Raw genomic sequence first — 22,036 nt, 5'->3', positions numbered from 1 at the left:
ATTATTGACCTGCATCAACGACAATATTCTTACAAAAGAATAAGCACCACAAGGCTTTGCGGTGCTGTCCGACAAAAAATTCCTCCGGTTGCATTTTGTTACATATTTATTTTCCCGCCATGTTGCATCACTGCACCTGAGATCTCTTCATCCGTCCCCTCCCGCCAGAGGCCACTCACCAGGCATTCCAGTCATGCAATTCGCATGAATTACCGGACAATAGTTGAGCCGCCCCGTGACACGCGCGATACTTGCGAGGTTTGCAATGAATGGAGTACCGCAATGGCTTACCGCGTGGTGTTTGTCGAGGATGACCCGGAGCTCTCCGGCCTGATCAGCGACTTCCTGTCCCGCCATGAAATGGAAGTGGTGGTCGACCCGCGCGGCGATACGGCCATGGACACCATTCAGCGCGAGCAACCCGACCTGGTCTTGCTGGACATCATGCTGCCCGGCAAGGACGGACTGTCGATCTGCCGCGAGCTGCGTCCGGTGTTTCATGGCCCGATCGTCATGCTGACCTCGCTCGACAGCGACATGAACCAGATTCTCGGTCTGGAACTGGGCGCCAACGACTACATCCTCAAGACCACCCCGCCCTCGGTCCTGGTGGCCCGCCTGCGCGCCCAGCTGCGCAATGTCGGCAGTCACGCCGCCCCACAGCCGGAATCGTCGGCCAAGCTGCCGCAGAAGCGCATCTTTGGCCAACTGACCATTGACCCGGTCAATCGCGATGTCTGGTTAGACGGAGAGCAGATCGTCCTGTCGACCTCCGACTTCGACCTGCTGTGGCTGCTGGCCAGTCATGCCGGCGAAATCCAGAAGCGCGAAACCTTGCTCAAGGCCCTGCGAGGCGTGAGCTACGACGGACTGGACCGCAGCATCGACGTCGCCATCTCGCGCCTGCGCAAGAAACTCGGCGACAATCCCAACGAGCCTTTCCGCATCAAGACCGTGCGCAACAAGGGCTACCTGTTCTCGCTGTCCGGCTGGGAGTAAGCGCCCGATGCGCAAGTTGTTCATCCAGTTTTACCTGCTGCTGATCGGCTGCTTTCTGGTGGCGGTGATTCTGGTCGGCGTGGTCTACAAGCAGGCGGTGGACAAGGTCGGGGAGCGCTATCTTTCCGACCTGCTTCGTACCACGCTGTCGCTGATCGAAACCGAGCTGCGCGGCGTGCCGCAGGAACTGTGGCTGGAGAAGCTGTCGCAGGACGACCACCGCTTTACTTTCCACGTCAAACTGGAACGCGAGAGTGCCTACGACCTCGACGATGCCTCGCGTGCCGCCCTGGCGCGCGGCGAGATCGTCATGCTGGAAAACAACTACCTGTTCCTGCAAAAGATCGAAAACAGCGACTATGTGCTGGTCGCCGGACCGCTGCGCTATCTGTTCTTCCTGCATCAGCTGAAATGGTTCGACTATGCCCTGCTGGTGCTGATCGGCCTGTCCCTGGCCTTCCCTGTGCTGTTCTGGATGCGCCCCCACTGGCGCGATCTGATGACGCTGGAGCAGACCGCCACCCGGCTGGCGCACGGCCATTTTTCCGCGCGGGCCCGCCTGCCGGAGAGTTCTGGCGTACGCCGGGTCGGCCAGGCCTTCAACCGCATGGCCGACAGCATCGCCGAACTGCTGGCCAGCAAGAAGGCACTGACCAATGCCGTGGCTCATGAGCTGCGCACCCCGCTGGCCCGTCTGCGCTATCGGCTGGAGCTGATGGACGATGCCGACTCGCCGGCGCATCAGGCCATGGTGCGAGACCTGGAGGAAATCGACAAACTCATCGAAGAGCTGCTGCTGCACGCCAAGCTGGACCGTCCGGAAGCCCCGCTCACCCCCAGCACCTTTGATGCCGCCAGCTGGCTGGATGATCGCGTCGCCGCCCAGGTCGCACTGGCCCCGCAACTGCAATGGCAGCGGCAGGCGCTGGCAGCGGGCGCCGAGGCCATTACCGCCGATCAGCACCTGCTGACCCGCGTCGTGGACAACCTGCTCTCCAATGCGCGCCGCTATACCAACACCCTGGTGCGCGTCTCGCTGCGACTGGAAAACGGTCAGCATATTCTGGTGGTGGATGATGACGGTCCGGGCATCGCACCGGAAGACCGCGAACGGGTGTTCTCGCCTTTCGTCCGGCTCGACAGCAGCCGCCACCGCAGCACGGGCGGACATGGCCTGGGCCTGGCCATTGTCGAGCGCATTGCCCGTGCACACCGCGGCCAGGTCCGTATCGACACCTCGCCGGAAGGCGGCGCTCGTTTCATTTTCAGTTGGCCGGAAGGACTGCTTTTACATTCAGTTACACGGGGAAACAAACAGCGCCTAGACGCTCCACCGGGTGGTGATTAGCATGATTCTTCACCATGCCGCGTCTCCCGCAGGGAAACCGGCAGTCCTTCACGAGAGGATTCTGCCCGATGAAAAAAAGACACGTCCTGACGGCGACCATCATGTTGGCTGCCCTGTCCTTGTCGGTCATGGCTGACGAGACCTCTGCACCGGTACCGATTCACCGCACCACGGCCAAGCATCGTGCCGTCAAGAGTCCGCCGGCGGCCAAACCCGCCAGGATCCATCCGACGGCATCCGCCGCCAAATAAGATTGCTGCGCATGGCGACCGCCATGCTTACCTGTTTCGGAGTTCTGCATGAAATTGCGTTTACTGGGTCTGGCATTGGCAGCAATGACAAGCAGCCTGCCTGTCGCCGCCCATAAACTCACTCGCGAACAGCTCACCCTGTTTTTCGGCAAGGACGATCGTGTCGCCGTCGGCCCTTCGGGCATGCCCTGGCAGACCATCGGTCGCCTGCAGACCATGGGCGGCTTGCAGTGTACCGCGACACTGGTCGCTCCCGACGTCGCACTGACGGCAGGCCACTGCTTCGTCAGCGCGCGCGGTCAACTCGATCCGGCGCAGGACTTTACCATCGGTCTGAAGGGTGAGCAGTACGCCAAGCGAGTCGCCATCACCAAGGTCATGGTCAACCGGCAACTGCTGCGCGGCCTGATCCACAAGCGCGATGGCGTATATGTGCCGGAAAGTGTGGCGCGCTATGACTATGCCTTTGTCCGCCTGGCGGAACCGCTGGGCAACACCTATGGCTACCTGCCGGTCTTCGGCGGCTCCCGCGCCGATCTGAGCAAGGCGCTGGCCAAAATCAACAAGCGCATGGTGCATGTCGGCTATCCGGAAGATACCCAGGGGGTGATGATGGCGCACAAGAGCTGCCTGGCCACCGACCTGCATCGCGACGGCCGCCTGGGACACCGCTGTGACACCCTGCCGGGGGACAGTGGCTCGCCCATGCTGGCAACCATTGACGGCAAGACCGTGGTCATCGCCATCCAGAGCTCGGCCCCCAATGCCAGCGATCGCTACCGTGCGGACAATATGTCGCTGACCGCGCCGGTGTTCTACAACTCGCTGCAGCGCTTCATCCAGAAGAAATGAATCACGGGCGCCGCGGCGCCCGTGTTGTTTCGGTCTTACGCTTGAGCCAGAGCCTGCTTTTGCAGAGCGATCAGTTCGGCGATCCCCTGCCCTGCCAGATCCAGCAACTGATCCATTTCCGCCCGGCTGAAGGGCTCGCCTTCTGCCGTGCCCTGCACTTCAATGAAACGGCCACTGCCGGTCATCACCACATTCATGTCCGTTTCGCAGCCTGAATCCTCGACGTAATCCAGATCCAGCAAGGCCTGTCCGTCGACAATGCCCACCGACACCGCTGCCACATGGTCACGCAAAGGGTTTTCCTGCAACTTACCGTCGCGCAGCAGACCGGCAACGGCATCCGCCAGGGCCACGTAGGCACCGGTAATGCTCGCGGTACGCGTCCCGCCATCGGCCTGGATCACGTCGCAATCGATCACGATCTGGCGCTCGCCCAACTTGCCCAGATCGATGACGGCCCGCAGCGAGCGACCGATCAGACGCTGAATTTCCTGTGTACGCCCAGACTGCTTGCCCGCCGCGGCTTCGCGCCGCATGCGGCTGCCGGTCGAGCGCGGCAACATGCCATATTCCGCCGTCACCCAGCCCTGCCCCTTACCCTTGAGAAAACCGGGTACCCCCTCCTCGACACTGGCGGTACAGATCACCCGGGTATCCCCAAACTCGACCAGCACCGAGCCTTCCGCATGGCGGGTGAAATGGCGGGTCAGGCGCACCGGACGCAAGGTGGCCGCGGAACGGTCGGCAGATCTCTTCATGGTGTATCTCTATCAAAAAATGAAATGGATTATACCGCTGGCACGCTGCAAGCGGATTGAGTCGGGTACGGGGGCTTGCTATAGTGCTCAAGCCCGGATTGCTTCCTGTTACTCAAGCCATTCGGGCCTGACCTGATTCTTAGTCCAACCCCTGAACGGGAGCCCGAAATGATTTTGAGTATGACAGGCTTTGCCTCGACCAACCGGGAATTCCCCGGTGGAATGCTGACCCTCGAACTGCGCGCGGTCAACCATCGCTACCTCGACATTCAGATGCGTCTGCCGGAAGAGCTGCGCATCATCGAACCACAGATGCGCGAACTGATTTCCGGCAAGGTATCGCGCGGCAAGCTGGAATGCCGTGTCGGCCTCAACCAGCTCGACAGCACCGCACCGATGCTGGAAATCAACACAGAATACCTGCAGACCCTGCTAAACGTTGCAGGCGAAGTCCGCGCCCTGGCTCAGGAAAGCAAGGGCCTGTCCGTTGGCGAGATGATGCGCTGGCCTGGCGTGCTGAAATCCAACCAGTTGGCGCCGGAGGTACTGCAGCAGCTGTGTCTGGAAGGCCTGGCCGCCGTCCTGGCGGACTTCAATGCCTCGCGTGAGCGCGAAGGTGACAAACTCAAGACGCTGCTGCTTGAGCGTGTGGCCGGCATGGAGAGCATTGTCGCGGCGGTCAAACCCAAGCTGCCGCAGATTCTCGATGCCTATATGGCCAAGCTGTCGGGCAGACTGCGTGAGGCGCTGGGCAATATCGACGATGACCGGATCAAGCAGGAGTTCGCCCTGTTTGCCCAGAAAATCGATGTCGATGAAGAACTGTCGCGCCTGACCACTCACCTGACCGAAGTACGCCGCATTCTCAAGGCGGACGGCCAGGCCGGCAAGCGCCTGGACTTCCTGATGCAGGAGCTGAACCGCGAAGCCAATACCCTGGGCTCCAAGTCGGTGTCGGCTGAAACCACGCAGGCTTCGGTCGAGCTGAAGGTGCTCATTGAACAAATGCGCGAGCAGATTCAAAACATCGAGTAAGCCGTTACATCCTGTCGAACGCGAACGGGGTCAGGTCTTTCATTTTGCGTCCTGATGCAAAATGAAAGACCTGACCCCGTTCTTGCTTGCGAGGCAGTCGCCTCAAACCCTGTAGCGATCGACCTGCCCCAGCAGTTCGCGCGCCTCGTTGCGCACCCGCTGAGCCAGTTGATGCGACTCGCTGACCGCGGACTCGTTTTCCTCGGCGGTGGTCGAGATATTTTCCACATGACGGGCAATTTCCCGGCTGGAGTGAGACTGATCCGAGGTTGCCCGGGCGATTTCGGCAATCTGGCTGGCCACGATGCGGATGTGCTGCTGGATCGCCTCGACGGCATCCGCGACCTCGCGCGACCCCGCGACGCTCTGATCGACACGGTCATTCGCCTCATCCACCCCACGCACCGCACTTTCGGTATCGCCCTGCACGCCAGCCAGCATGTCGGCAATCTGCAAGGTTGCCTGCGTGGTGCGCTCGGCCAGTTTGCGCACTTCATCGGCCACCACGGCAAAACCGCGCCCTTGCTCGCCGGCACGTGCGGCCTCGATGGCCGCATTCAAGGCCAGCAGATTGGTCTGCGCCGCAATTTCCTTGATCACATCGGCAATCGAGTTGATCTCGCGGGCGCTGTCATTGAGCTTGACCACCCGATCCTTCACGTCCTGCATCGACTGGTCGATGCCGGCAATCAGGGCCGCGTTGACGCGCATGCGCTCGGCGGCATCACGCGACAACTCATCGGTATCCTGCGCCGCCTGGTCGACCTCCCTGGCACTATTGGCCACCAGGCCAATGCTTTCGGTCAGCGCCTTGATCGCCTCGGAGGCAGAACGTGAACCCTGGCTCTGTTTTTGCGAGCCATGCTCGACAGACTCGGCCACTTCTCCCAGGCGCGTTCCCTCCTGCTCGACCGTACGCGCCCGCTGGCGAATATCCGTGATCAGCCCCTGAATCAGATCGGCAAAGGCATTGAACGAGGCCGCGATCCGGCCAATCTCGTCCCCTCCCCTGACCTCCAGACGCTGAGTCAGATCGCCGGAGCCGTTGGCAAACTGACTCATGGCCTGATTGAGCGTCATCAGAGGCCGGGTGGCACGGCTGATCAGCGACACCAACAGTACGGCGACCAGCAGCAGAATCACCAGCGAGACCACAATGGCACTCATCACCACCTGATTGGCGGGTCCCATGACTGCCGACATCGGGAAGCTGACACTGAGCGACCAGGGCGTCCCGCCATTGCCAATGGAGAATGGCGCGAACAGATAAGCGACCCCGTCCGACTCGAATTCATAGGGCTGACCTGCCTTGATGGCCTGCACGGCCTCGGCGGGCAGGGTCTTGGCCGCCTTGCCCAGCAGAGAGGCATCCGGACTGGTGGCGTACAGGGCACCATTGGAGTAAAGCACCACCTGCCCCTCGCCAAAAGGATGCAGCTTGCCGAGCTTCTCCTGCAGCGAGGCCAGCGGATAATCCGCGCCCGTCACGCCGAGGAAACGGTTGTTGACGATCATCGGCGTCATCAGCGAGGTCATCAGCACATCCTTGCCGTTGACCTTGTAGAGATAGGGCTCGATCATCGAGTCCTTCATGGTCTGCCGCGGAATCTCGTACCAGTCGTTCAGCCCGGCCTTGTCATAATCGACCAGCGGCTCGACGGCAATCTGGCCGCTACCACGGTTCCAGTAGGGCAGGAAACGACCGGTTTTGTCATGCTCAGGCTTCTTGTTGACGTACTCGGCATCCCGGCCATCCAGGGCATTCGGCTCCCACATATTGCTGAAAGCGAGGACATCGGGGTTCTGACGCAGCATCTCCGCCATGATGGCATTGATCTGTTCACGGCTCGGCCCCTGTCCCGCTGCCTTCATGCCGACCAGCGCATCCCGCAGACTATGCACATCGGCCAGGGTGGTATTGAACATGGCCGTCACTTCAGCAGCCTGTGCCCGCGCCAGAGTGCGGGCATTTTCCATCGCTTCGGCACGGACACTGCTGCGACTTTGCCAGGCAATCACGCCGGCGACGACCGTCAGACCGGCAAACAGACAGGCCACCGCGGTGATGCTGACACGCAGGCGCAGTGAAAGGTGGCTGAGCATGGTATTCCCCCGAGCATAGTTATCCGCGTGACCGCCCCGGCACACCGTAGTGATCCGCCTGTATCAGTTCAAGATAGACGATGCCAGACCTGCAGGGAAACTTCTTGCCCGCCGCCCCTCCCGGACCGGTCAGAACTGCCAGCGCGCCCAGGTAAACAGGACGTTGCCATAGCCCTTGCCGCCCGGCACATAGGCGGACTGCAGGGCAAAGCGCTTGTACTCGATGGAGACCATGGGCAGCACCACCGGAATGGGATAGTAGTTATAGTCTTGCCGTGCGGTCATGCCGACAGTAAAGCCGGCACCCAGCCGCCAGTTCTCGCCGGGCCGCCAGATCTTTTCGTAACCATATCCGGCGATCGGCTCGATCTTGTTGTGCGAGTCGAGAAAGGCCATCGCATACAGGGCATGCCAGTTACCCTGTTCGTCGTAGCGGTATTTCCCCACCCCGAGTCCCCAGGGGTTTTCGTTGTATTCCGCGATCTTTTCCGGGGTGTACATCCGCCGGTTATGCCAGGTATGCAAGGGGACATAGAGTTCGTTCTGTCCCTCGTTCCAGGTGGTGCTGACGGTGTCCCGTGCCTGCTGCCACCAACTGTCCGTCTGGGCGGAGGCCGGATCGGGCGTGACAGCGCCTTCCTGCGCGCGTGCGCTCAGGGGCAGACAAAGCAGAACGGCGAGCATACAGCCGCATTGGCGATCATTCTTGAACATGCTGGTGGCGATACCTTCGTGAAATGGAAGAGACCGGGAGGTGCCATGTGACGTCCCGGTGAAGTGGATCAGAGTCCCAAAAACGCGAAAGGTTTCAGTAAAGGTGAATTGACTTGGCCGATCAGCACGCCAGTTCGAGCTGGCGTGCATCCAGCACGGTGTACTGCAGACTGTCGCATAACGGCGTCAGGGTCGCCTGCAGGTAATGAAAGGCCCTGCCAGGCGCCGGCATGGCCCGGTGGGGCTGTTCGCTGATGAAAACAATGTTGGCACTGTGTTCGGACAACTGATGCTCGGGTGACTGCCAGGCATTGAGACGGCGCGTGACAAGCTGTTGACGGCCATCGCGCCAGACGGGCTCCCCGGGGAAAAGGGCCGGCTGGCAGGCTTCATCCGCGCTTTGCGCCAGCTCGAGTGTCAGGCTGCCGTGCAAGGCGGCCATGTCAAAGCCACTGACCGGGCACAGCGCCAGCAAGGCGGCATAGTTGGCCATGTCGACCATGGGCAGTGTGCTCTGGAATTGCTGATTCATCACCATGCGTACCAGTTGCGCCAGTGCGCCCTGCCCCTGCCACGGGCCGGGGAAATCACGCCATTGCGCACGCCACTGTACCAGCAGGTTTTCGACGGCATCGGGATCCAGCACGGGAGGGATGACCTGAAAATATTGCAGCACATCCAGGCGGATGGCCCTGGCCACCAGCACATGCACACTCAGATCAGGCAATCTTTGCAGTACAGCCTTGGTCAGCGATACGTTCATTTCCGGACGCCCCCTCGCTTTTTCCCGCCTGCAGGCGGGTTGAACCTCTATTTTATACCATTCCCATTTTCATTTTGCAGCAATGATTAATGATGAATGCGTAAATTTTGGTTCAACCACGACTGTTTTTGCAAGAAATGTTTCAACTCGGCGAGGGGCTGCCGTCTCAGTGGTCCTGATAGACCCGCAAGCCCTGATCGAAGATGACCCCGGAATACTTGCCGTGCAGTGCCAGTTTGCGGATCAGTTGCGGCTCTTCTCCCGACATCCGGCCCAGACTGGCACGGGCAAAGCCGTTGATGGCCAGGAAGTCGCGCCGGCGCATGCCGGCGCAGACCCCGGCGACCGGGCCGATGCCAAACGGCAAGCCGGCAACTTCTTCACGGACATGGTAGGAAGGTGCCGGTTCGATCGCCCGGCCATCCTGCGCGTCAACAAAGCCGACGGGCCAGTGGCCGACCAGGCCCAGATCCGCGCGTTGTTGCAGGCAGGCGATGATCTGCTGGTCAAAACCGGCAGGGAGCTCGGCGATGTCATCATCGAGCTCGATGATGAATTCGCCGCGCGCTTCGGCAAAGACCTGCTTGTAGAGCTCCCAGCCGATATTGCCCGGACTCTCGATGGTGTGCTCGATACCGGCCTGCTGCAGCACGGCGCGCGTCTCCGGCAGGTCGTCGTTGATGCCGACAATGATTTCGACATCCGTCTCCTGCAGCGCCTGCTGCAGGATCTGCAGGGTGTGACGCAGCAAGGCCGGACGGCGGCAGGTCAGCATGACGACCGACAGACGACAGCGATCCTGCTGCCCGGCAATCCTGTCGCGCAGCGCCGCCAGCTCGGCCGCCTCCTGGGCAAACATCACCGCATCGGACTGCGCCAGTACCTGACTACACTCGTCGGGCAGCCCCAGATACAGCAACATGTCCAGCAGGCCGAGCTGTATGGTGGGTGAGGCCGGATTGGCCTGATAGAGCTGCAGCATCGGCTCGATGGCAAAGCCGGCCAGCTGATCAATCGTCATGCCGGCATTGAAATACTTGAAAACGCAGGCCAGCAAGGCATAGATCGACGGGAATTTCTCCGGTGTCGCCAGCGCCTGCTCAAGCAGCAACTGACGCGCCTCCTCCAGGCGCTGTGCATTGAGCAACAGCATGGCGTAGACGATCGGATCATCGGTCTGATCGCCGGCCAGGCCAAACGCCTGGCAAACTTCGCGCCGGGCGGCCTCGAAATCCTGCTGGCACTGCTGACCGAATTTCGTCAGTGCCAGCACCTGGGCAAGATGATGCGGTTCCTGCGGAATCGGCAGTTCAGTCATGACGAGCGTCTTCGCCTTGCAAGATGAAGCGGGCGATGGCTGCGGAGTCAAGCTCACCATCCCCCTGAGCCACCAGCTGACGAATCATGGCGGTGACGCGTTCCGATTGCGGCAGGGAAATGCCCAGTTCACGAGCGCAGTCCAGCACGATCCCCATATCCTTGAGATGCAGGTTCGCCTTGAAGCCCGGGACGTAGTTGTCATCAATCATGCGCTGGCCATGCACATCCAGCACACGACTGGCGGCAAAGCCCCCCATCAGCGCCTGGCGTACCGGCACCGGATCCACCCCGCAGGCCGTGGCCAGTTTCATCAGTTCGGCCACCATGGTGACCCCCACGCCGACGGCGATCTGGTTGCAGGCCTTGGCCACCTGACCGGCACCGGCGTCGCCGATGCGGGTAATCGTCTTGCCCATGGCCTCCAGAACCGGGCGCACGCGTTCCAGCGCGGCTTCTTTGCCGCCGACCATGACCGTCAGGGTACCGTTGATGGCACCAACCTCCCCGCCCGATACCGGGCAATCGAGAAAATCGATGCCACGCTCGGCCAGCTGGCTGGCAATGCGACGTGCACCAAAGGGGGAGATGGTACTCATATCGACACAAATCAGACCGGTCCTGGCCCCTTCGATGACCCCGCCGGCCCCCAGCAGCACCTGCTCGACATCAGGCGTATCCGACAGATTGGTAATCAGCACATCCACCGCGCCGGCCAGCTCGGGCAGACTGTCGCGCCAGATGGCGCCTGCATCCAGTACCGGCTGGGCACGCTCCGGATGTCTGGCCCAGACCTGTACTTCAAAGCCCGCACGCAGCAAGTTCAGCGCGCAAGGACGCCCCATGATGCCGAGCCCGACATAACCGACTTTCAACATGATGATGACCCATTCAGAAACGAAATTATCAAAGCATAAGGAAATTCCGACCATCCGGCCAGTCGGAATCAGGGGGAAGGCAGAATGGATTGCTTGACCGAGGGTAACCAGGCATTCAACTCGAAAGACTGCTTCTCTGCCTGCTTCTCCAGGTAGTAAACGAAGGCCAGAACCTCGGCAACCGCCCGATAGAGTTCGGGCGGAATCTGCTGATCAAGATCGACCTGCATCAGCAGGGACACCAATTCGGGGGAGTCATGCACGAAGACGCCGGCCTGCCGGGCACTTTCGATGATACGCTCCGCCGTCTGGCCATAGCCTTTGGCGACCACGCGCGGGGCCGGGGTACCCTCCTGATAGGACAGGGCGAGCGCCGAGCGGCGCAGGGGATCATTTTTCTGGGTTGGCTTCTTCATGCTTGACTGACAAGGTGGCCAGATCGAGGCCGGCAGCCGCCAGGCCATCGGACAATTTCTGGCTGTGATTCTGGATCAGCCCGCCGGCTGAAGCCTCTTCGGTAACAAAAGCGATTTGCACCGCATTGCCGACCAGCCGGACGCGGGCTGACAGCCCTCCGAGCACCGGCAAGTTAAGCGACATGTGGGTACTCCAGGCATGCGTCTCCTCGCTGTCGCCATGCCCCTCGCGATCGTCCTTCTGCTCGGGCTGAATCAACATTTGCATCGGCTGACCGGGCCAGGCAAATCCCTGCAACGGGACCTGCTGGCTTTCCAGGGCATTGAGCTGGCGCTGCACCAGATTGCCCAGTTCCGGCAAGGCCTTGTCATGCGCCAGCTGCGGATCCTGCAGAGCCTGCCCCAGCTTGGCCTGAGGCTCCTGCTGCAGTTGCGACAGCGGCAACTTGCCCTGATCCCAGGCCTTCAGATGTGACTCGTAAAACAACCCGCTTTTCTCAACCCCTTGCTTGAGGTGATCGGCCACCTGTGCCGGCTGCTGTTGCTGGGCGTCCAGTGCGACGGTCCCGCCGGCCTGCCCTGGCTTGAGACTCAGCAAGGGATTTGAGCCGGAGGAGGTCGTGGCATAATCCTTCAGCAGCGCTGCATCGCCGGCCGCCCTGGCAGCGGCCGAGGCCGCATTGCCCTGCTCGGTTTCTTTGGCACCACCGGCCCCGCCGGCGCCCGGACCGGCCGCATCCTGCTGATTGGCGGAGGAAAGCAGACGCGTCAGGTAACGGGAAGCCGGACTCAGATCCACCTGGACAGAACTGTCCTTGGCCTCGCCCTCCTGCCCCTCTCCCTGCAGGGAAAAGGTCAGATTGGGCTTGAGGTTGGCCACCCGCAGCGTCAGGGTATCACCCTTGGGCTGCATGCCATTGGGCAAGGTCAGGGTGAACAGGGCATTCTTGATCAGCACCGCAACCTGATTATTGCTGAGCTGTTCGGCAATCCGGGCCGTGACCTGCTCGCCGATCACCAGATTGGGCAGGCGCCCTGGCAGAACCGTGGCGTCGATCAGCGCACGATCGCCCTCGTTGAGCAAACGCAGCGGCGATACCGCCTCGGTGCCGGCACCGGGGCCGGAGGTGAGCGGGTTGACCAGATTGGGCGGCAAGGATGGAATCATGAGGTCGAGTTATTGCGGTACAGGGAGAGAATCAACTCGGCTTCGCTGCGGGAGATGCCGCAACGCTGGGCGACATCGGCCGCACCCATGCCCTGGCGGATCAGCTCGATGGCCTGTTTGTAGGGAGAGGCGGCCGGCACATCGGGCGCCGGCTTGTGCTGCTGCCGTTCGACCATCTCGGCAAGATGCAGCAAATCCCGCTGCTGCACACTGATCTGATGCTGCAATTGCTCAATGTACATGGCGGTCACCCTGTCTTCTTCCGTTTCCACCTTGCGCAGGCGCCGGTGAAAGTACCAGGCGAGGGCCACAATCACGCAGAAAATGATGGTATTGCTGGCCAGCAAGGCAAAGGCGGACATGGGCGTACTCCAGGGGCGGTCTTTCTCTGATTCTAAGAGGCGCTTGAAAATAACCCAAGGAAAAGACCGTCAGACAAGCTCAGCGGTAAGTCATGCGCAGGCGACGCTGCTGTTGCACCGTCGACAACTCCTCACCCAGCTCGTCGCGGCGCGCGCTGGCGAGCAGCTCGATGCGCTGGTTGAGCGACAGCGCCGCCTCGAGCACCGGACGCAGGTCAGGCAGCAGGGTCAGCAGCGCATCGCCGGCCTCGGCCTGCAGGGTCGCCATCTGTGCCTCGCGCGCCTCGTGCACCAGCAGAAAGTCTTCCCACTGGCCCTGCTCGGCCGCCACCAGCATGGCTTCGGTATATTCGGCAAACTGACGCGTCGTTTCGCGCAGGCTCTCCAGATTCATGGCGACCTCTTGTCCGTTCCCTCAAATCGCCGTCTGAGAACGGGGGCTTTCCGCGCCCGGAGCAACGTTCCCACCGGTTTTTGCCAGCTCCTGCCACGCGGGCAGAATGACATTCAGCAGCTTGGCGACCTCATCCAGAATCTCCGGATCGTTCTTCATGTTGGCCACGCCAAGGCGGAACTTGGCATAGACGTACAGATCCTCCAGATTCAGCGACAGCGACGCATTGTGCGTATGATCGAGTGCAATGCGCAGGCCTTCGATGATATCGATGGCCTTGTTGATCAGCCTGCCCTTCTCTTCATAGCGCTGGTGCTGCATCAGCACCTTGGCCTGATCGATGGCCCGCAAGGCCCCCTCGTACAACATCACGATCAGACCGACCGGGCTTGCCCCATACACGGCGACCTCCAGCGCATCATCCTGGTAGGCCTTCTTCAACTGCTGCATGGCAAGGGTATTCTTCATGGCTGCCTGAGTATCCCGTGAGGAAGGGGGGCATCTCACCCCCCCGACAATGATTATTTATTGGCGTTCAACGAAGCCAGCATGGAGGTCAGCGATGTGCTGGTCTGCTGCATCTGCATCAGGGACGAGTTCAGCTTGGTATACAGCGACAGATAGCCTGCCTGTACCACGTCCAGCCGGTTCGCCTCCTGCGACATCTTGTCCTTCATGGTCTTGACCTGGGTGTTGAGGGTGGTGGTACGCGTCGTCACCAGCCCGGTCGGACCGAGATAATTGTTGATGGTATTGTTGAAGCGCTGTGCGAAACCATCATTATTATCGTTGCCGAACAGATTGACCACCGCATTGGCGTTATTGGTAATCGCCGTGTTCAATGCCGTGGCATCGAGCTTCAGCGTGCCATCCTTCTGCAGCGAAATACCCGCCTGGGCCAGGTAGGCCACGGTGGAGGTGCCATCGGCGCCGGCAATCGGCGTATTCAGGATCTTGGCAAACTGCGATTGCAGCGAAACCAGCGTAAAGTCGCCCTGCAGACTGGTCTTGTACAGGTTCGACGCATTGTTGGCGACTTTATTGTAGGCGTCGACAAAGCTTTGCACCTTGGCCTGAATGGCGGCACTGTCACTGGCGACAGTCAGCATGGACGACCCGCTCTGTGTCAGGTTCAGCGTCACACCATTGATGGCATTGGTCACCGTGTTGCTACTGCTGGTCATGGTCAGACCATTGACGACCAGGCTGGCATCCTTGGCGGCTGATGTCAGGCGGCTGTCGGTGATGGCACCGGTGCCATCTACCGCACTGGCGGCGTTGAAGTTGAAAAACGACAAGGCGGCCTGACCGGAGGCGGTCGAAGTGCTGAATGATTTGCTCGCCCCGACGGTGGTACCGGTCAGGACCAGACGATAGGGCGAGGCACTATTGTCTGCCTTCACCACGCTGGCACTCACCCCGATCCCCGCGGAATTAATGGCATTGCTGATCTGGTCGAGCGTGGCATTGGCATCGATATTGACCGACGCCGAGGTCCCGTCGCCAAAGCTGAATTTGAGCGTGTCGGCCGTGTTGCCAAAGCTGGTCGAGGAGCTGGCCTGGCCAGTCAGGGCCAGGTTTTGCGAGGTCGCGAGGGAGTTGACCGTAATGCTGTAGTTACCCGTATTGGCCGTCGAGGTCGCCGTGCCGTTCAAGACCGTGGTATTGCTGCTGGTGGCCTTGAACGAATGCACGAACTGCCCCGAGGACAGTGAGGTCAATGTCCCTTGCAATGCTGTCAGGTCCGAGCTCAACGCGCCATAATCGGAAATCTGGCTGTTGGTGCTCGAAAGCTGCGAATTCATCCGATTGTAAGGCTGCTTCGCCACCGTCATCAGTTGCGATACAAGGCCTTGCACATCGAGCGGACCGGTCGATGAAGAAATCGATGCCATGAGTCACTCCCGGCCCGAAACACCACTATGGCGAATCAGGCACTGTCTTTAACCAGCAGACCCTTGAAATCGTCGATCGCCTTGGAAAGTCGCAACACGTCTTCTGCCGGAATCTGGCGAATGACCTCGTTGGTCGAACTGTCCGTGACTTTGACGACCCTGCGCCCAGTACCCGGGTCCACTGCAAATTGCAACTGGGTATTGAAAAGTTTGGCGGTATCGTTCAGCTTGCTCACCGCCGAACTCAGCTCTTTCTCGTCAATCTTGGTCTTCTTGGTCGCATCTGCCTGAGATTGCGATCCATCGGTGTGGGTCTGACCAACCGATGTCACGGCAGCACTGGTCTGTGCCTGGACTGGTTGGGCATTTCCCGCAGACTGGGGAGCATGCACAGGTTGTGCCGTCTGCGCCGACTGGGGCAGATTGCTCAAAAGTGGATTCACTTGCATGGTGGCCTCCTTACAAGAAACGGGCCTGCGCCTGCAGACTTGCTCTCGTTTACGCTCCACAAAGGCCAGACATCATGCTGTGCCTGACCTCAGGCGACTACAAGGGCCTCGCCCGTTCATCCGCTTTCGCGTGCCAGGCGTACTATTATGACATCCAAGCCGTATGATAGCCGCATTTTCTCCATGGGCGCACCGAAGTGGCAGCCCGCCTCACTCTTTATCGACCGGGCGAGACATAACTTTAGAGGCCATGCGAATTTATTTAACGTTAGACGCCACCACCACAACATGCATATAAAAATAGCCACGAGGCCCCAAGGCATCGTGGCTAAATTGCACCGCTCAAACCCGATCAACCACCCTTGAGCAGGGTCAGGGCCGCCTGGGGCACCTGGTTGGCCTGCGACAGCACGGCCGTACCGGCCTGTTGCAGGATCTGCTGCTGGGTCAGGTTGGCGGTTTCAGAAGCAAAGTCAGTATCGATAATGCGCGAACGAGAGTCCTTCAGGTTCTGCACATAGTTCGACATATTGGCGATGACCGCCTGAAAACGGTTTTGCACCGCACCCAGCTGCGAACGGTCATTCGAGATCAGGTTGATGTCGGCATCCAGCGCCGACAACACCGCCGAAGCCTTGGCCGTGGTGGTGATATCGATGGTCCCCGTCGCCGTCAGCGAGGTCGCGTAGCTGTTGATACCGGAAGTCAGATCCAGACCGCTGGCCACCACCTGGTTGGAAGCCACGCCGGAAGCACCGATCTGGAAAGTAATGGAGTTACCACCCGACAGCAGCATGGTGCCGTTGAAGTTGGTGGTTTGCACGATACGCGAGATTTCCTGCGTCAGCTGGTCGACCTGCTTTTGCAGCTGCGAGCGGTTGGTATCGGAAATCGTACCGTTGGCGGCCTGCACGGCAATCTGGCGAATGGTCTGCAGGTTGTTCTGGATCTGGCCCAGTGCACCTTCGGCGGTTTGCGCCAGGGAGATACCGTCACTTGCGTTGCGAATACCCTGCTCGTTACCGTTGATCTGTGTCGTCATGGACTGCGACACAGCCATGCCGGCAGGATCATCCGCCGCGCTGTTGATGCGCAGACCGGACGACAGCCGCTGGAGCGACGTTTTCAGGGATTCAGTTGATCCGGAAAGATTACGCTGGGCATTCAGCGATGCAATGTTGGTATTGACATAAATTGCCATTATTGTTCTCCATCGAGTCGAGGATAACTCGGCGGACTTTGCCAGCGATGTCCCAGCGCACCCGATGCGCGCCCGTCAAATTTGACGGCCCCTTTCAGCAATATGCCTTCAGGATAGGCTAGTCAGTCCCCGTACCGCCTCTCATGGTGAACAATACGCGTAGAAAACACCAAACGCAAGCTTTGCGATAAAAACAACGAGTTACCACGACATGTTGACATGCCGTGGTAACCATTTTTACATCACTTGTCAGTCAAACTTAGCCCTTCAGCAGGGTCAGGGCAGCCTGCGGCACCTGGTTGGCCTGACTCAGAATCGCAGTACCAGCCTGTTGCAGAATCTGGTTCTGCGTCAGGTTCGCGGTTTCAGCCGCGAAGTCAGTGTCCACGATACGGCTGCGCGAATCGGACAAGTTCTGTACATAGTTCTGCATGTTGGCCACCACCGCCTGGAAGCGGTTCTGGATGGCACCAAGCTGCGAACGGTCGTTCGATACGGTGTTGATGTCCGTATCCAGCGCCGACAGCACGGCAGAAGCCTTGGCAGAGGTGGTGATATCGATCGTGCCGGTTGCCGTCAGCGAGGTCGCGTAGCTCGACACGCCCGAGGTCAGGTCCAGACCGCTGGCCACCACCTGGTTGGTGGCCACGCCGGAGGCACCCACCTGGAAGGTAATGTTGGCACCACCGGACAGCAGCACCGTGCCGTTGAAGTTGGTGGTTTGCACGATACGCGAGATTTCCTGCGTCAGCTGGTCGACCTGCTTTTGCAGCTGCGAACGGTTGGTATCGGAAATCGTACCGTTGGCGGCCTGCACAGCAATCTGACGGATGGTCTGCAGGTTGTTCTGGATCTGGCCCAGCGCACCTTCAGCCGTCTGCGCCAGCGAGATACCGTCACTCGCGTTGCGGATACCCTGGTTGTTACCGTTGATCTGCAAGGTCATGGTTTGCGAAATCGCCATGCCGGCAGGATCATCAGCCGCACTATTGATACGCAGACCGGAGGACAGACGTTGCAGAGAGGTCTTCAGCGAGTCCGTCGACATGGACAAATTGCGCTGCGCATTCAGCGAGGCAATATTGGTATTTACATAGATAGCCATTTTTACTCTCCATCGAGTCAGTTAGCCGGCGGGAACTTCTCAGCGCCACTACCGAAGACGGGTCTTTGCTTCCGCCCATGACTTACTTATCGGCAGCCGATCGATAATCTTTAGTTTCAACACGCACTTTCTTGCAGATTCAATGAAAAAGCCCCGCCAGGGCGGGGCTTCAAGACCAAAGGTACGAAATAACCGCTTAGCCCTTCAGCAGGGTCAGGGCAGCCTGCGGCACCTGGTTGGCCTGGCTCAGAATCGCGGTACCGGCCTGTTGCAGAATCTGGTTCTGCGTCAGGTTCGCGGTTTCAGCCGCGAAGTCAGTGTCCACGATACGGCTGCGCGAATCGGACAAGTTCTGTACATAGTTCTGCATGTTGGCCACCACCGCCTGGAAGCGGTTCTGGATGGCACCCAGCTGCGAGCGGTCGTTCGATACGGTGTTGATGTCCGTATCCAGCGCCGACAGCACGGCAGAAGCCTTGGCAGAGGTGGTGATATCGATCGTACCGGTTGCCGTCAGCGAGGTTGCGTAGCTCGACACGCCCGAGGTCAGGTCCAGACCGCTGGCCACCACCTGGTTGGAGGCCACACCGGATGCCCCCACCTGGAAGGTAATGTTGGCACCACCGGACAACAGCACCGTGCCGTTGAAGTTGGTGGTTTGCACGATACGCGAGATTTCCTGCGTCAGCTGGTCGACCTGCTTTTGCAGCTGCGAACGGTTGGTATCGGAAATCGTACCGTTGGCGGCCTGCACCGCAATCTGACGGATGGTCTGCAGGTTGTTCTGGATCTGGCCCAGCGCACCTTCAGCCGTCTGCGCCAGCGAGATACCGTCACTCGCGTTGCGGATACCCTGGTTGTTACCGTTGATCTGCAAGGTCATGGTTTGCGAAATCGCCATGCCGGCAGGATCATCAGCCGCGCTATTGATGCGCAGACCAGAAGACAGACGTTGCAGAGAAGTTTTCAGCGAGTCTGTCGAATGGGACAAATTGCGCTGCGCATTGAGCGAGGCAATGTTGGTATTTACATAGATAGCCATGACAGGCCTCCATTCTCTTTCATATTAAGTCCGCCAAAGCGGACAGGCTTGCCCAGCCTTCATCCGCCACCATCTTGTCACTTACTCGTCTACTTCATCGACAGCAATCCGAAAACCTTTAGGGTTGTGATGATATTTTTTTTCATGGGATGAATTCATCGGCGAAAACCTTCAGCCAGAACCACAGCAACCGATATAAACAGACCAGTGAGGAAGCTATCCATTGCCTACTGCCTCTATGGCATGTAGATTTCACAGTTAAATTGCATAGACTCGCTGGAAGCCAATGAGCCGGAGCGTCAAGACAGCACGCCCGCCCAGACGCACTGTTTGCAGACCATGCATATTCATCGGGAGTCATCTGACCATGAACAGAGAAAAAATCATGCTGGTTGTCATGCCCTACGAGGGAGAAGTGCTCGACCGCGTGACCGCCAAGTTTTACAAGAACAAAGCTGTCAAATACATGCCTCTCGGCGTGCTGAGTCTGGCTGCCAACATTCCGGCAGACCGCTATGAAGTCAACGTGCTCGACGCCGCCAGCCTGGGCCTGTCTCTGGATGAGACGATTGAGCAGATCGAAACCTTTGCCCCTGACGTGCTCGGCCTGTCGGTCGTCACCTATCGCGCCTGGGCCATGACCGAGATCCTGCGGCGCACCAGTGCTCCCTGCAAGATCGTCGGCGGCCCGCACGCCACCAAGAACTACCGCTTCATTCAAGAGCAAGGCGCCCATGCGGTGTTCGTCGATGACGCGGAAGTCATCTTTCCGGAATGGCTGGACTCCGGTCGTCCGCCCGGCGTTTACTTTGGCGGGCAAGTGGACCTGAACGCCATCCCCCTGCCGGCGCGGCACCTGATGGATATCGAGACTTACCGTATCGAGGCCAATGAAGACCTGCTGTTCAATGTCGGCTCGCTGCGCCTGCCGATGTTCAGCTCCAAAGGATGCCCCTACGCTTGTACGTACTGCGACGTGCAGCAGAAGACCTTCAACATGAAGTCTGCCGAGCGCTGCGTGGAAGAATTCAAGCAACTGATCGATCTCGGGGCGACCTCGATCCACATTCTCGACGATGCCTTCAACGTCAACCGCGCCCGCGTCAGCGAGATCTCCCGCGCCCTGATCAATGAAAACATCACCATTGACTGGAGTGCGCGCGGTACGGTCGAAGTCCGGGAAGATGTGATTGCCGATCTGGCCGACGCGGGTTGTCGCCGCCTGCATGTCGGCATCGAGAGTCTCGATGACGGGATTCTGGCCACGTTCAAGAAGTCCTGCCGGTACAAGCACATCGAACAGTTCTGCAAGCTGTGCAGCAAGTACGGCATCGACATCCTGGGCTACTTCATCATGGGGGCTCCGGGCGAAACCCAGGAGTATCGCAACTCCCTGCCCAGCCGCATCCGCGACCTCGGCATCAAGCTGCCCTACTTCAACCTGCTGTCTCCGCTGGCAGAAACGCCGTACTACGATCAATTGCTGAAGGAAGGCAAATTCGATCGCGATGTCTGGACGGACTTTTGCCGCAACCCGGTACGCGACTTCATCATCCCCGAAGTTCGTACTCATGAAGATGAAGAAGAACTGCGCCTGATCATTGATCGCTATGTGGAGTACTTCAAGCGCAATGACATGTCGGTTTTTGTCAGCTAAGGACCTGCCTCATGGCAATCAGCAAAGTGGTGCTATTGCACAGCTTCAGCACCCACCCTTATATGGCCGGCATGCTGCGCTCGCTGGCCAGCGCCTTTTCATGCGAGGGCGTGGAAACCCTCGCCGTCGACTCTGACCTTGACGATGAAGCGATCTATAAGGAGCTGTCGACGCTCAAGCCGGATTTCATCTTTGAAATCAACCGCACCAAAAACCAGAGCCGTGCGGCCATCCCCGAGGAAATACCGCACGTCGCCTGGATTCAGGACGGCTGGCGCGAGCGTCGCCCCCATGAGCGCAAGCAACTGCACTATACCGACCCCAACTTCGGCGGCAGCCTGCTGACCTACACCCTGATCCAGCCGGACTACTTCGGCTTCAGCCATCATCTGCTCGAAGGGGTCTGGGGCCGACTGCATACCGGCATTGACCCGAACATGCACTATCCGCGGCCGGAGATCACGCCGGTGCCGAATACGGCGGCTATCTGCGGCTACATCCCGCTGCCCCTGCACGCCACCAACCCGGCGGTCATGCGTCATGCCCTGGGCTGGAACAATGGCAAGAAACTGTGCGTCGACCGAGTTGCCGACTTCTTGCTGACCAAGGCCAAGGTCAGTGTCTGCAAGCACTCCTTCAGCGACATGCACGATCTGATCGCCAGCCAGTTCCGCGACTACCTGCAGATCGACATTTCCGGCGCCCAGCTCGCCACCAGCATGGACCAGACCGCCGTGCTGCATACGCTCGATACCGAAATGCCGCGCATCAACGATCGCCTGGCCATTGGCGACATGGCCGTTGCCGCCGGTCTCGATCTGGCGATTTATGGCTCGTCACAATGGCTTTACTGGCCAAAATTTGTCCCTTACTACCGCCGCAATCTGCGCTGGCAGCAGGAACTTGCCCAGGTCTACCGCGAAACCCAGGTCAATATGCACAACGGCTGCTTCGGCATGCACTCCCGGGTACTGGAGGGAATGGGCTGTGGGGCCCCGATGTTTGTCTGCACCGGGCGCTTCGATGATACCGAGCACGATATCAAGCGACATTTCCAGCCTGGCGAACACTACATTCCCTTCACCATTGAAGAAGGCGTCGAGACCTTGCGCCACTGGTGCGCACAGCCGGCCAGGCTGCGCGAGATCGGCATGAATGCGGCAGAAGAGGCTCATGCCCGTCATACCTGGCGACATCGTGTACAGGAAGTCCTCAGCGATATCAGCAGCCTGCAGGACGCGCCCACCGCCAGGAGCGACGAAACCATCACCGCCTGAGGTCCTGCTTCTTCAGGTCAGCCAAAGAAAAACGGCGCGGAGAAATCCGCGC

23 protein-coding genes are annotated in these 22,036 nt (G+C 59.7%); 7 read left to right on the top strand and 16 right to left on the bottom strand.

What is annotated here, in order from left to right; translation table 11 throughout:
- Nucleotides 1-282 precede the first annotated feature (282 nt).
- The 4 genes from rstA to JNO51_RS02325 all read left to right on the top strand — a co-directional run bounded on the left by rstA (nt 283) and on the right by JNO51_RS02325 (nt 3,450).
- Entirely contained in the window at nt 283-999 is a 717-nt protein-coding gene (rstA, locus tag JNO51_RS02340) for a two-component system response regulator RstA (RefSeq protein WP_215780896.1), read from the top strand.
- Nucleotides 1,000-1,006: 7 nt separating this feature from the next.
- Entirely contained in the window at nt 1,007-2,347 is a 1,341-nt protein-coding gene (rstB, locus tag JNO51_RS02335; RefSeq protein WP_215780894.1) for a two-component system sensor histidine kinase RstB, read from the top strand.
- 68 nt (nt 2,348-2,415) lie between these two features.
- Nucleotides 2,416-2,598, top strand: coding sequence for a hypothetical protein (locus JNO51_RS02330; protein ID WP_215780892.1), 183 nt, complete (start codon nt 2,416-2,418; stop codon nt 2,596-2,598).
- Between the two features lie 48 nt (nt 2,599-2,646).
- On the top strand, nt 2,647-3,450 hold the full coding sequence (locus tag JNO51_RS02325; protein WP_215780889.1) for a serine protease: 804 nt from the start codon (nt 2,647-2,649) through the stop codon (nt 3,448-3,450).
- A 35-nt stretch (nt 3,451-3,485) separates the two neighbouring features.
- Here the strand turns inward: JNO51_RS02325 and rph are convergent, their stop codons facing one another.
- Nucleotides 3,486-4,208: a ribonuclease PH gene (rph, locus tag JNO51_RS02320; RefSeq protein WP_215780887.1), complete on the bottom strand. Its 723-nt coding sequence runs from the start codon at nt 4,206-4,208 to the stop codon at nt 3,486-3,488.
- Nucleotides 4,209-4,376: 168 nt separating this feature from the next.
- Here rph and JNO51_RS02315 point away from each other — a divergent pair, with 168 nt between their 5' ends.
- Nucleotides 4,377-5,243, top strand: a complete 867-nt coding sequence (locus JNO51_RS02315; RefSeq protein WP_215780885.1) for a YicC/YloC family endoribonuclease — start codon at nt 4,377-4,379, stop codon at nt 5,241-5,243.
- 102 nt (nt 5,244-5,345) lie between these two features.
- Here JNO51_RS02315 and JNO51_RS02310 read toward each other — a convergent pair whose 3' ends face one another.
- The 15 genes from JNO51_RS02310 to JNO51_RS02240 form a co-directional block, all read right to left on the bottom strand.
- Nucleotides 5,346-7,346, bottom strand: coding sequence for a methyl-accepting chemotaxis protein (locus JNO51_RS02310; RefSeq protein WP_215780883.1), 2,001 nt, complete (start codon nt 7,344-7,346; stop codon nt 5,346-5,348).
- Nucleotides 7,347-7,475: 129 nt separating this feature from the next.
- The gene (gene pagP, locus JNO51_RS02305) at nt 7,476-8,030 is read right to left on the bottom strand and encodes a lipid IV(A) palmitoyltransferase PagP (protein WP_252346162.1); all 555 of its coding nucleotides are present in this window, start codon (nt 8,028-8,030) and stop codon (nt 7,476-7,478) included.
- A gap of 151 nt (nt 8,031-8,181) precedes the next feature.
- A complete protein-coding gene (locus JNO51_RS02300; RefSeq protein ID WP_215780878.1) occupies nt 8,182-8,823 on the bottom strand; it encodes a hypothetical protein in 642 nt (213 codons plus the stop codon).
- 166 nt (nt 8,824-8,989) lie between these two features.
- Nucleotides 8,990-10,141 carry a glycosyltransferase gene (locus JNO51_RS02295; protein ID WP_215780876.1) on the bottom strand — a complete coding sequence of 384 codons (1,152 nt, stop codon included), beginning with the start codon at nt 10,139-10,141 and terminating at the stop codon, nt 8,990-8,992.
- On the bottom strand, nt 10,134-11,018 hold the full coding sequence (locus tag JNO51_RS02290) for an NAD(P)-dependent oxidoreductase (protein ID WP_252346161.1): 885 nt from the start codon (nt 11,016-11,018) through the stop codon (nt 10,134-10,136). Before JNO51_RS02290 ends, JNO51_RS02295 begins: the two co-directional genes overlap by 8 nt.
- A gap of 68 nt (nt 11,019-11,086) precedes the next feature.
- A complete protein-coding gene (locus JNO51_RS02285) occupies nt 11,087-11,434 on the bottom strand; it encodes an EscU/YscU/HrcU family type III secretion system export apparatus switch protein (protein WP_215780873.1) in 348 nt (115 codons plus the stop codon).
- Nucleotides 11,409-12,602, bottom strand: coding sequence for a flagellar hook-length control protein FliK (locus JNO51_RS02280; protein WP_215780871.1), 1,194 nt, complete (start codon nt 12,600-12,602; stop codon nt 11,409-11,411). Before JNO51_RS02280 ends, JNO51_RS02285 begins: the two co-directional genes overlap by 26 nt.
- Nucleotides 12,599-12,964 carry a DUF2802 domain-containing protein gene (locus JNO51_RS02275; RefSeq protein WP_215780869.1) on the bottom strand — a complete coding sequence of 122 codons (366 nt, stop codon included), beginning with the start codon at nt 12,962-12,964 and terminating at the stop codon, nt 12,599-12,601. Before JNO51_RS02275 ends, JNO51_RS02280 begins: the two co-directional genes overlap by 4 nt.
- Before the next feature lie 79 nt (nt 12,965-13,043).
- Nucleotides 13,044-13,358, bottom strand: coding sequence for a flagellar protein FliT (locus JNO51_RS02270; RefSeq protein ID WP_215780866.1), 315 nt, complete (start codon nt 13,356-13,358; stop codon nt 13,044-13,046).
- A 21-nt stretch (nt 13,359-13,379) separates the two neighbouring features.
- Nucleotides 13,380-13,826, bottom strand: a complete 447-nt coding sequence (fliS, locus tag JNO51_RS02265; protein ID WP_215780863.1) for a flagellar export chaperone FliS — start codon at nt 13,824-13,826, stop codon at nt 13,380-13,382.
- Nucleotides 13,827-13,879: 53 nt separating this feature from the next.
- Nucleotides 13,880-15,163 (bottom strand): flagellar filament capping protein FliD, encoded by a 1,284-nt coding sequence (gene fliD, locus JNO51_RS02260; protein ID WP_252346160.1) that lies wholly within the window; start codon nt 15,161-15,163, stop codon nt 13,880-13,882.
- Nucleotides 15,164-15,288: 125 nt separating this feature from the next.
- Entirely contained in the window at nt 15,289-15,702 is a 414-nt protein-coding gene (locus JNO51_RS02255) for a flagellar protein FlaG (RefSeq protein WP_215780858.1), read from the bottom strand.
- Between the two features lie 352 nt (nt 15,703-16,054).
- On the bottom strand, nt 16,055-16,903 hold the full coding sequence (locus tag JNO51_RS02250) for a flagellin (RefSeq protein ID WP_215780855.1): 849 nt from the start codon (nt 16,901-16,903) through the stop codon (nt 16,055-16,057).
- Between the two features lie 259 nt (nt 16,904-17,162).
- Nucleotides 17,163-18,008: a flagellin gene (locus JNO51_RS02245; RefSeq protein ID WP_215780853.1), complete on the bottom strand. Its 846-nt coding sequence runs from the start codon at nt 18,006-18,008 to the stop codon at nt 17,163-17,165.
- A 196-nt stretch (nt 18,009-18,204) separates the two neighbouring features.
- Complete coding sequence (locus JNO51_RS02240; RefSeq protein WP_215780851.1) at nt 18,205-19,050, bottom strand: flagellin; 846 nt, start codon at nt 19,048-19,050, stop codon at nt 18,205-18,207.
- A gap of 367 nt (nt 19,051-19,417) precedes the next feature.
- Between JNO51_RS02240 and JNO51_RS02235 the strand changes: the two genes are divergently transcribed.
- Both JNO51_RS02235 and JNO51_RS02230 read left to right on the top strand, forming a co-directional pair.
- The gene (locus JNO51_RS02235; RefSeq protein WP_215780850.1) at nt 19,418-20,707 is read left to right on the top strand and encodes a B12-binding domain-containing radical SAM protein; all 1,290 of its coding nucleotides are present in this window, start codon (nt 19,418-19,420) and stop codon (nt 20,705-20,707) included.
- Nucleotides 20,708-20,718: 11 nt separating this feature from the next.
- On the top strand, nt 20,719-21,984 hold the full coding sequence (locus JNO51_RS02230) for a glycosyltransferase (RefSeq protein ID WP_215780849.1): 1,266 nt from the start codon (nt 20,719-20,721) through the stop codon (nt 21,982-21,984).
- Nucleotides 21,985-22,036: the final 52 nt, after the last annotated feature.

Origin of the sequence: Paludibacterium sp. B53371, assembly GCF_018802765.1 — a bacterium.
Lineage (GTDB): Bacteria > Pseudomonadota > Gammaproteobacteria > Burkholderiales > Chromobacteriaceae > Paludibacterium.
This window is presented reverse-complemented; position numbering and strand designations above follow the sequence as displayed.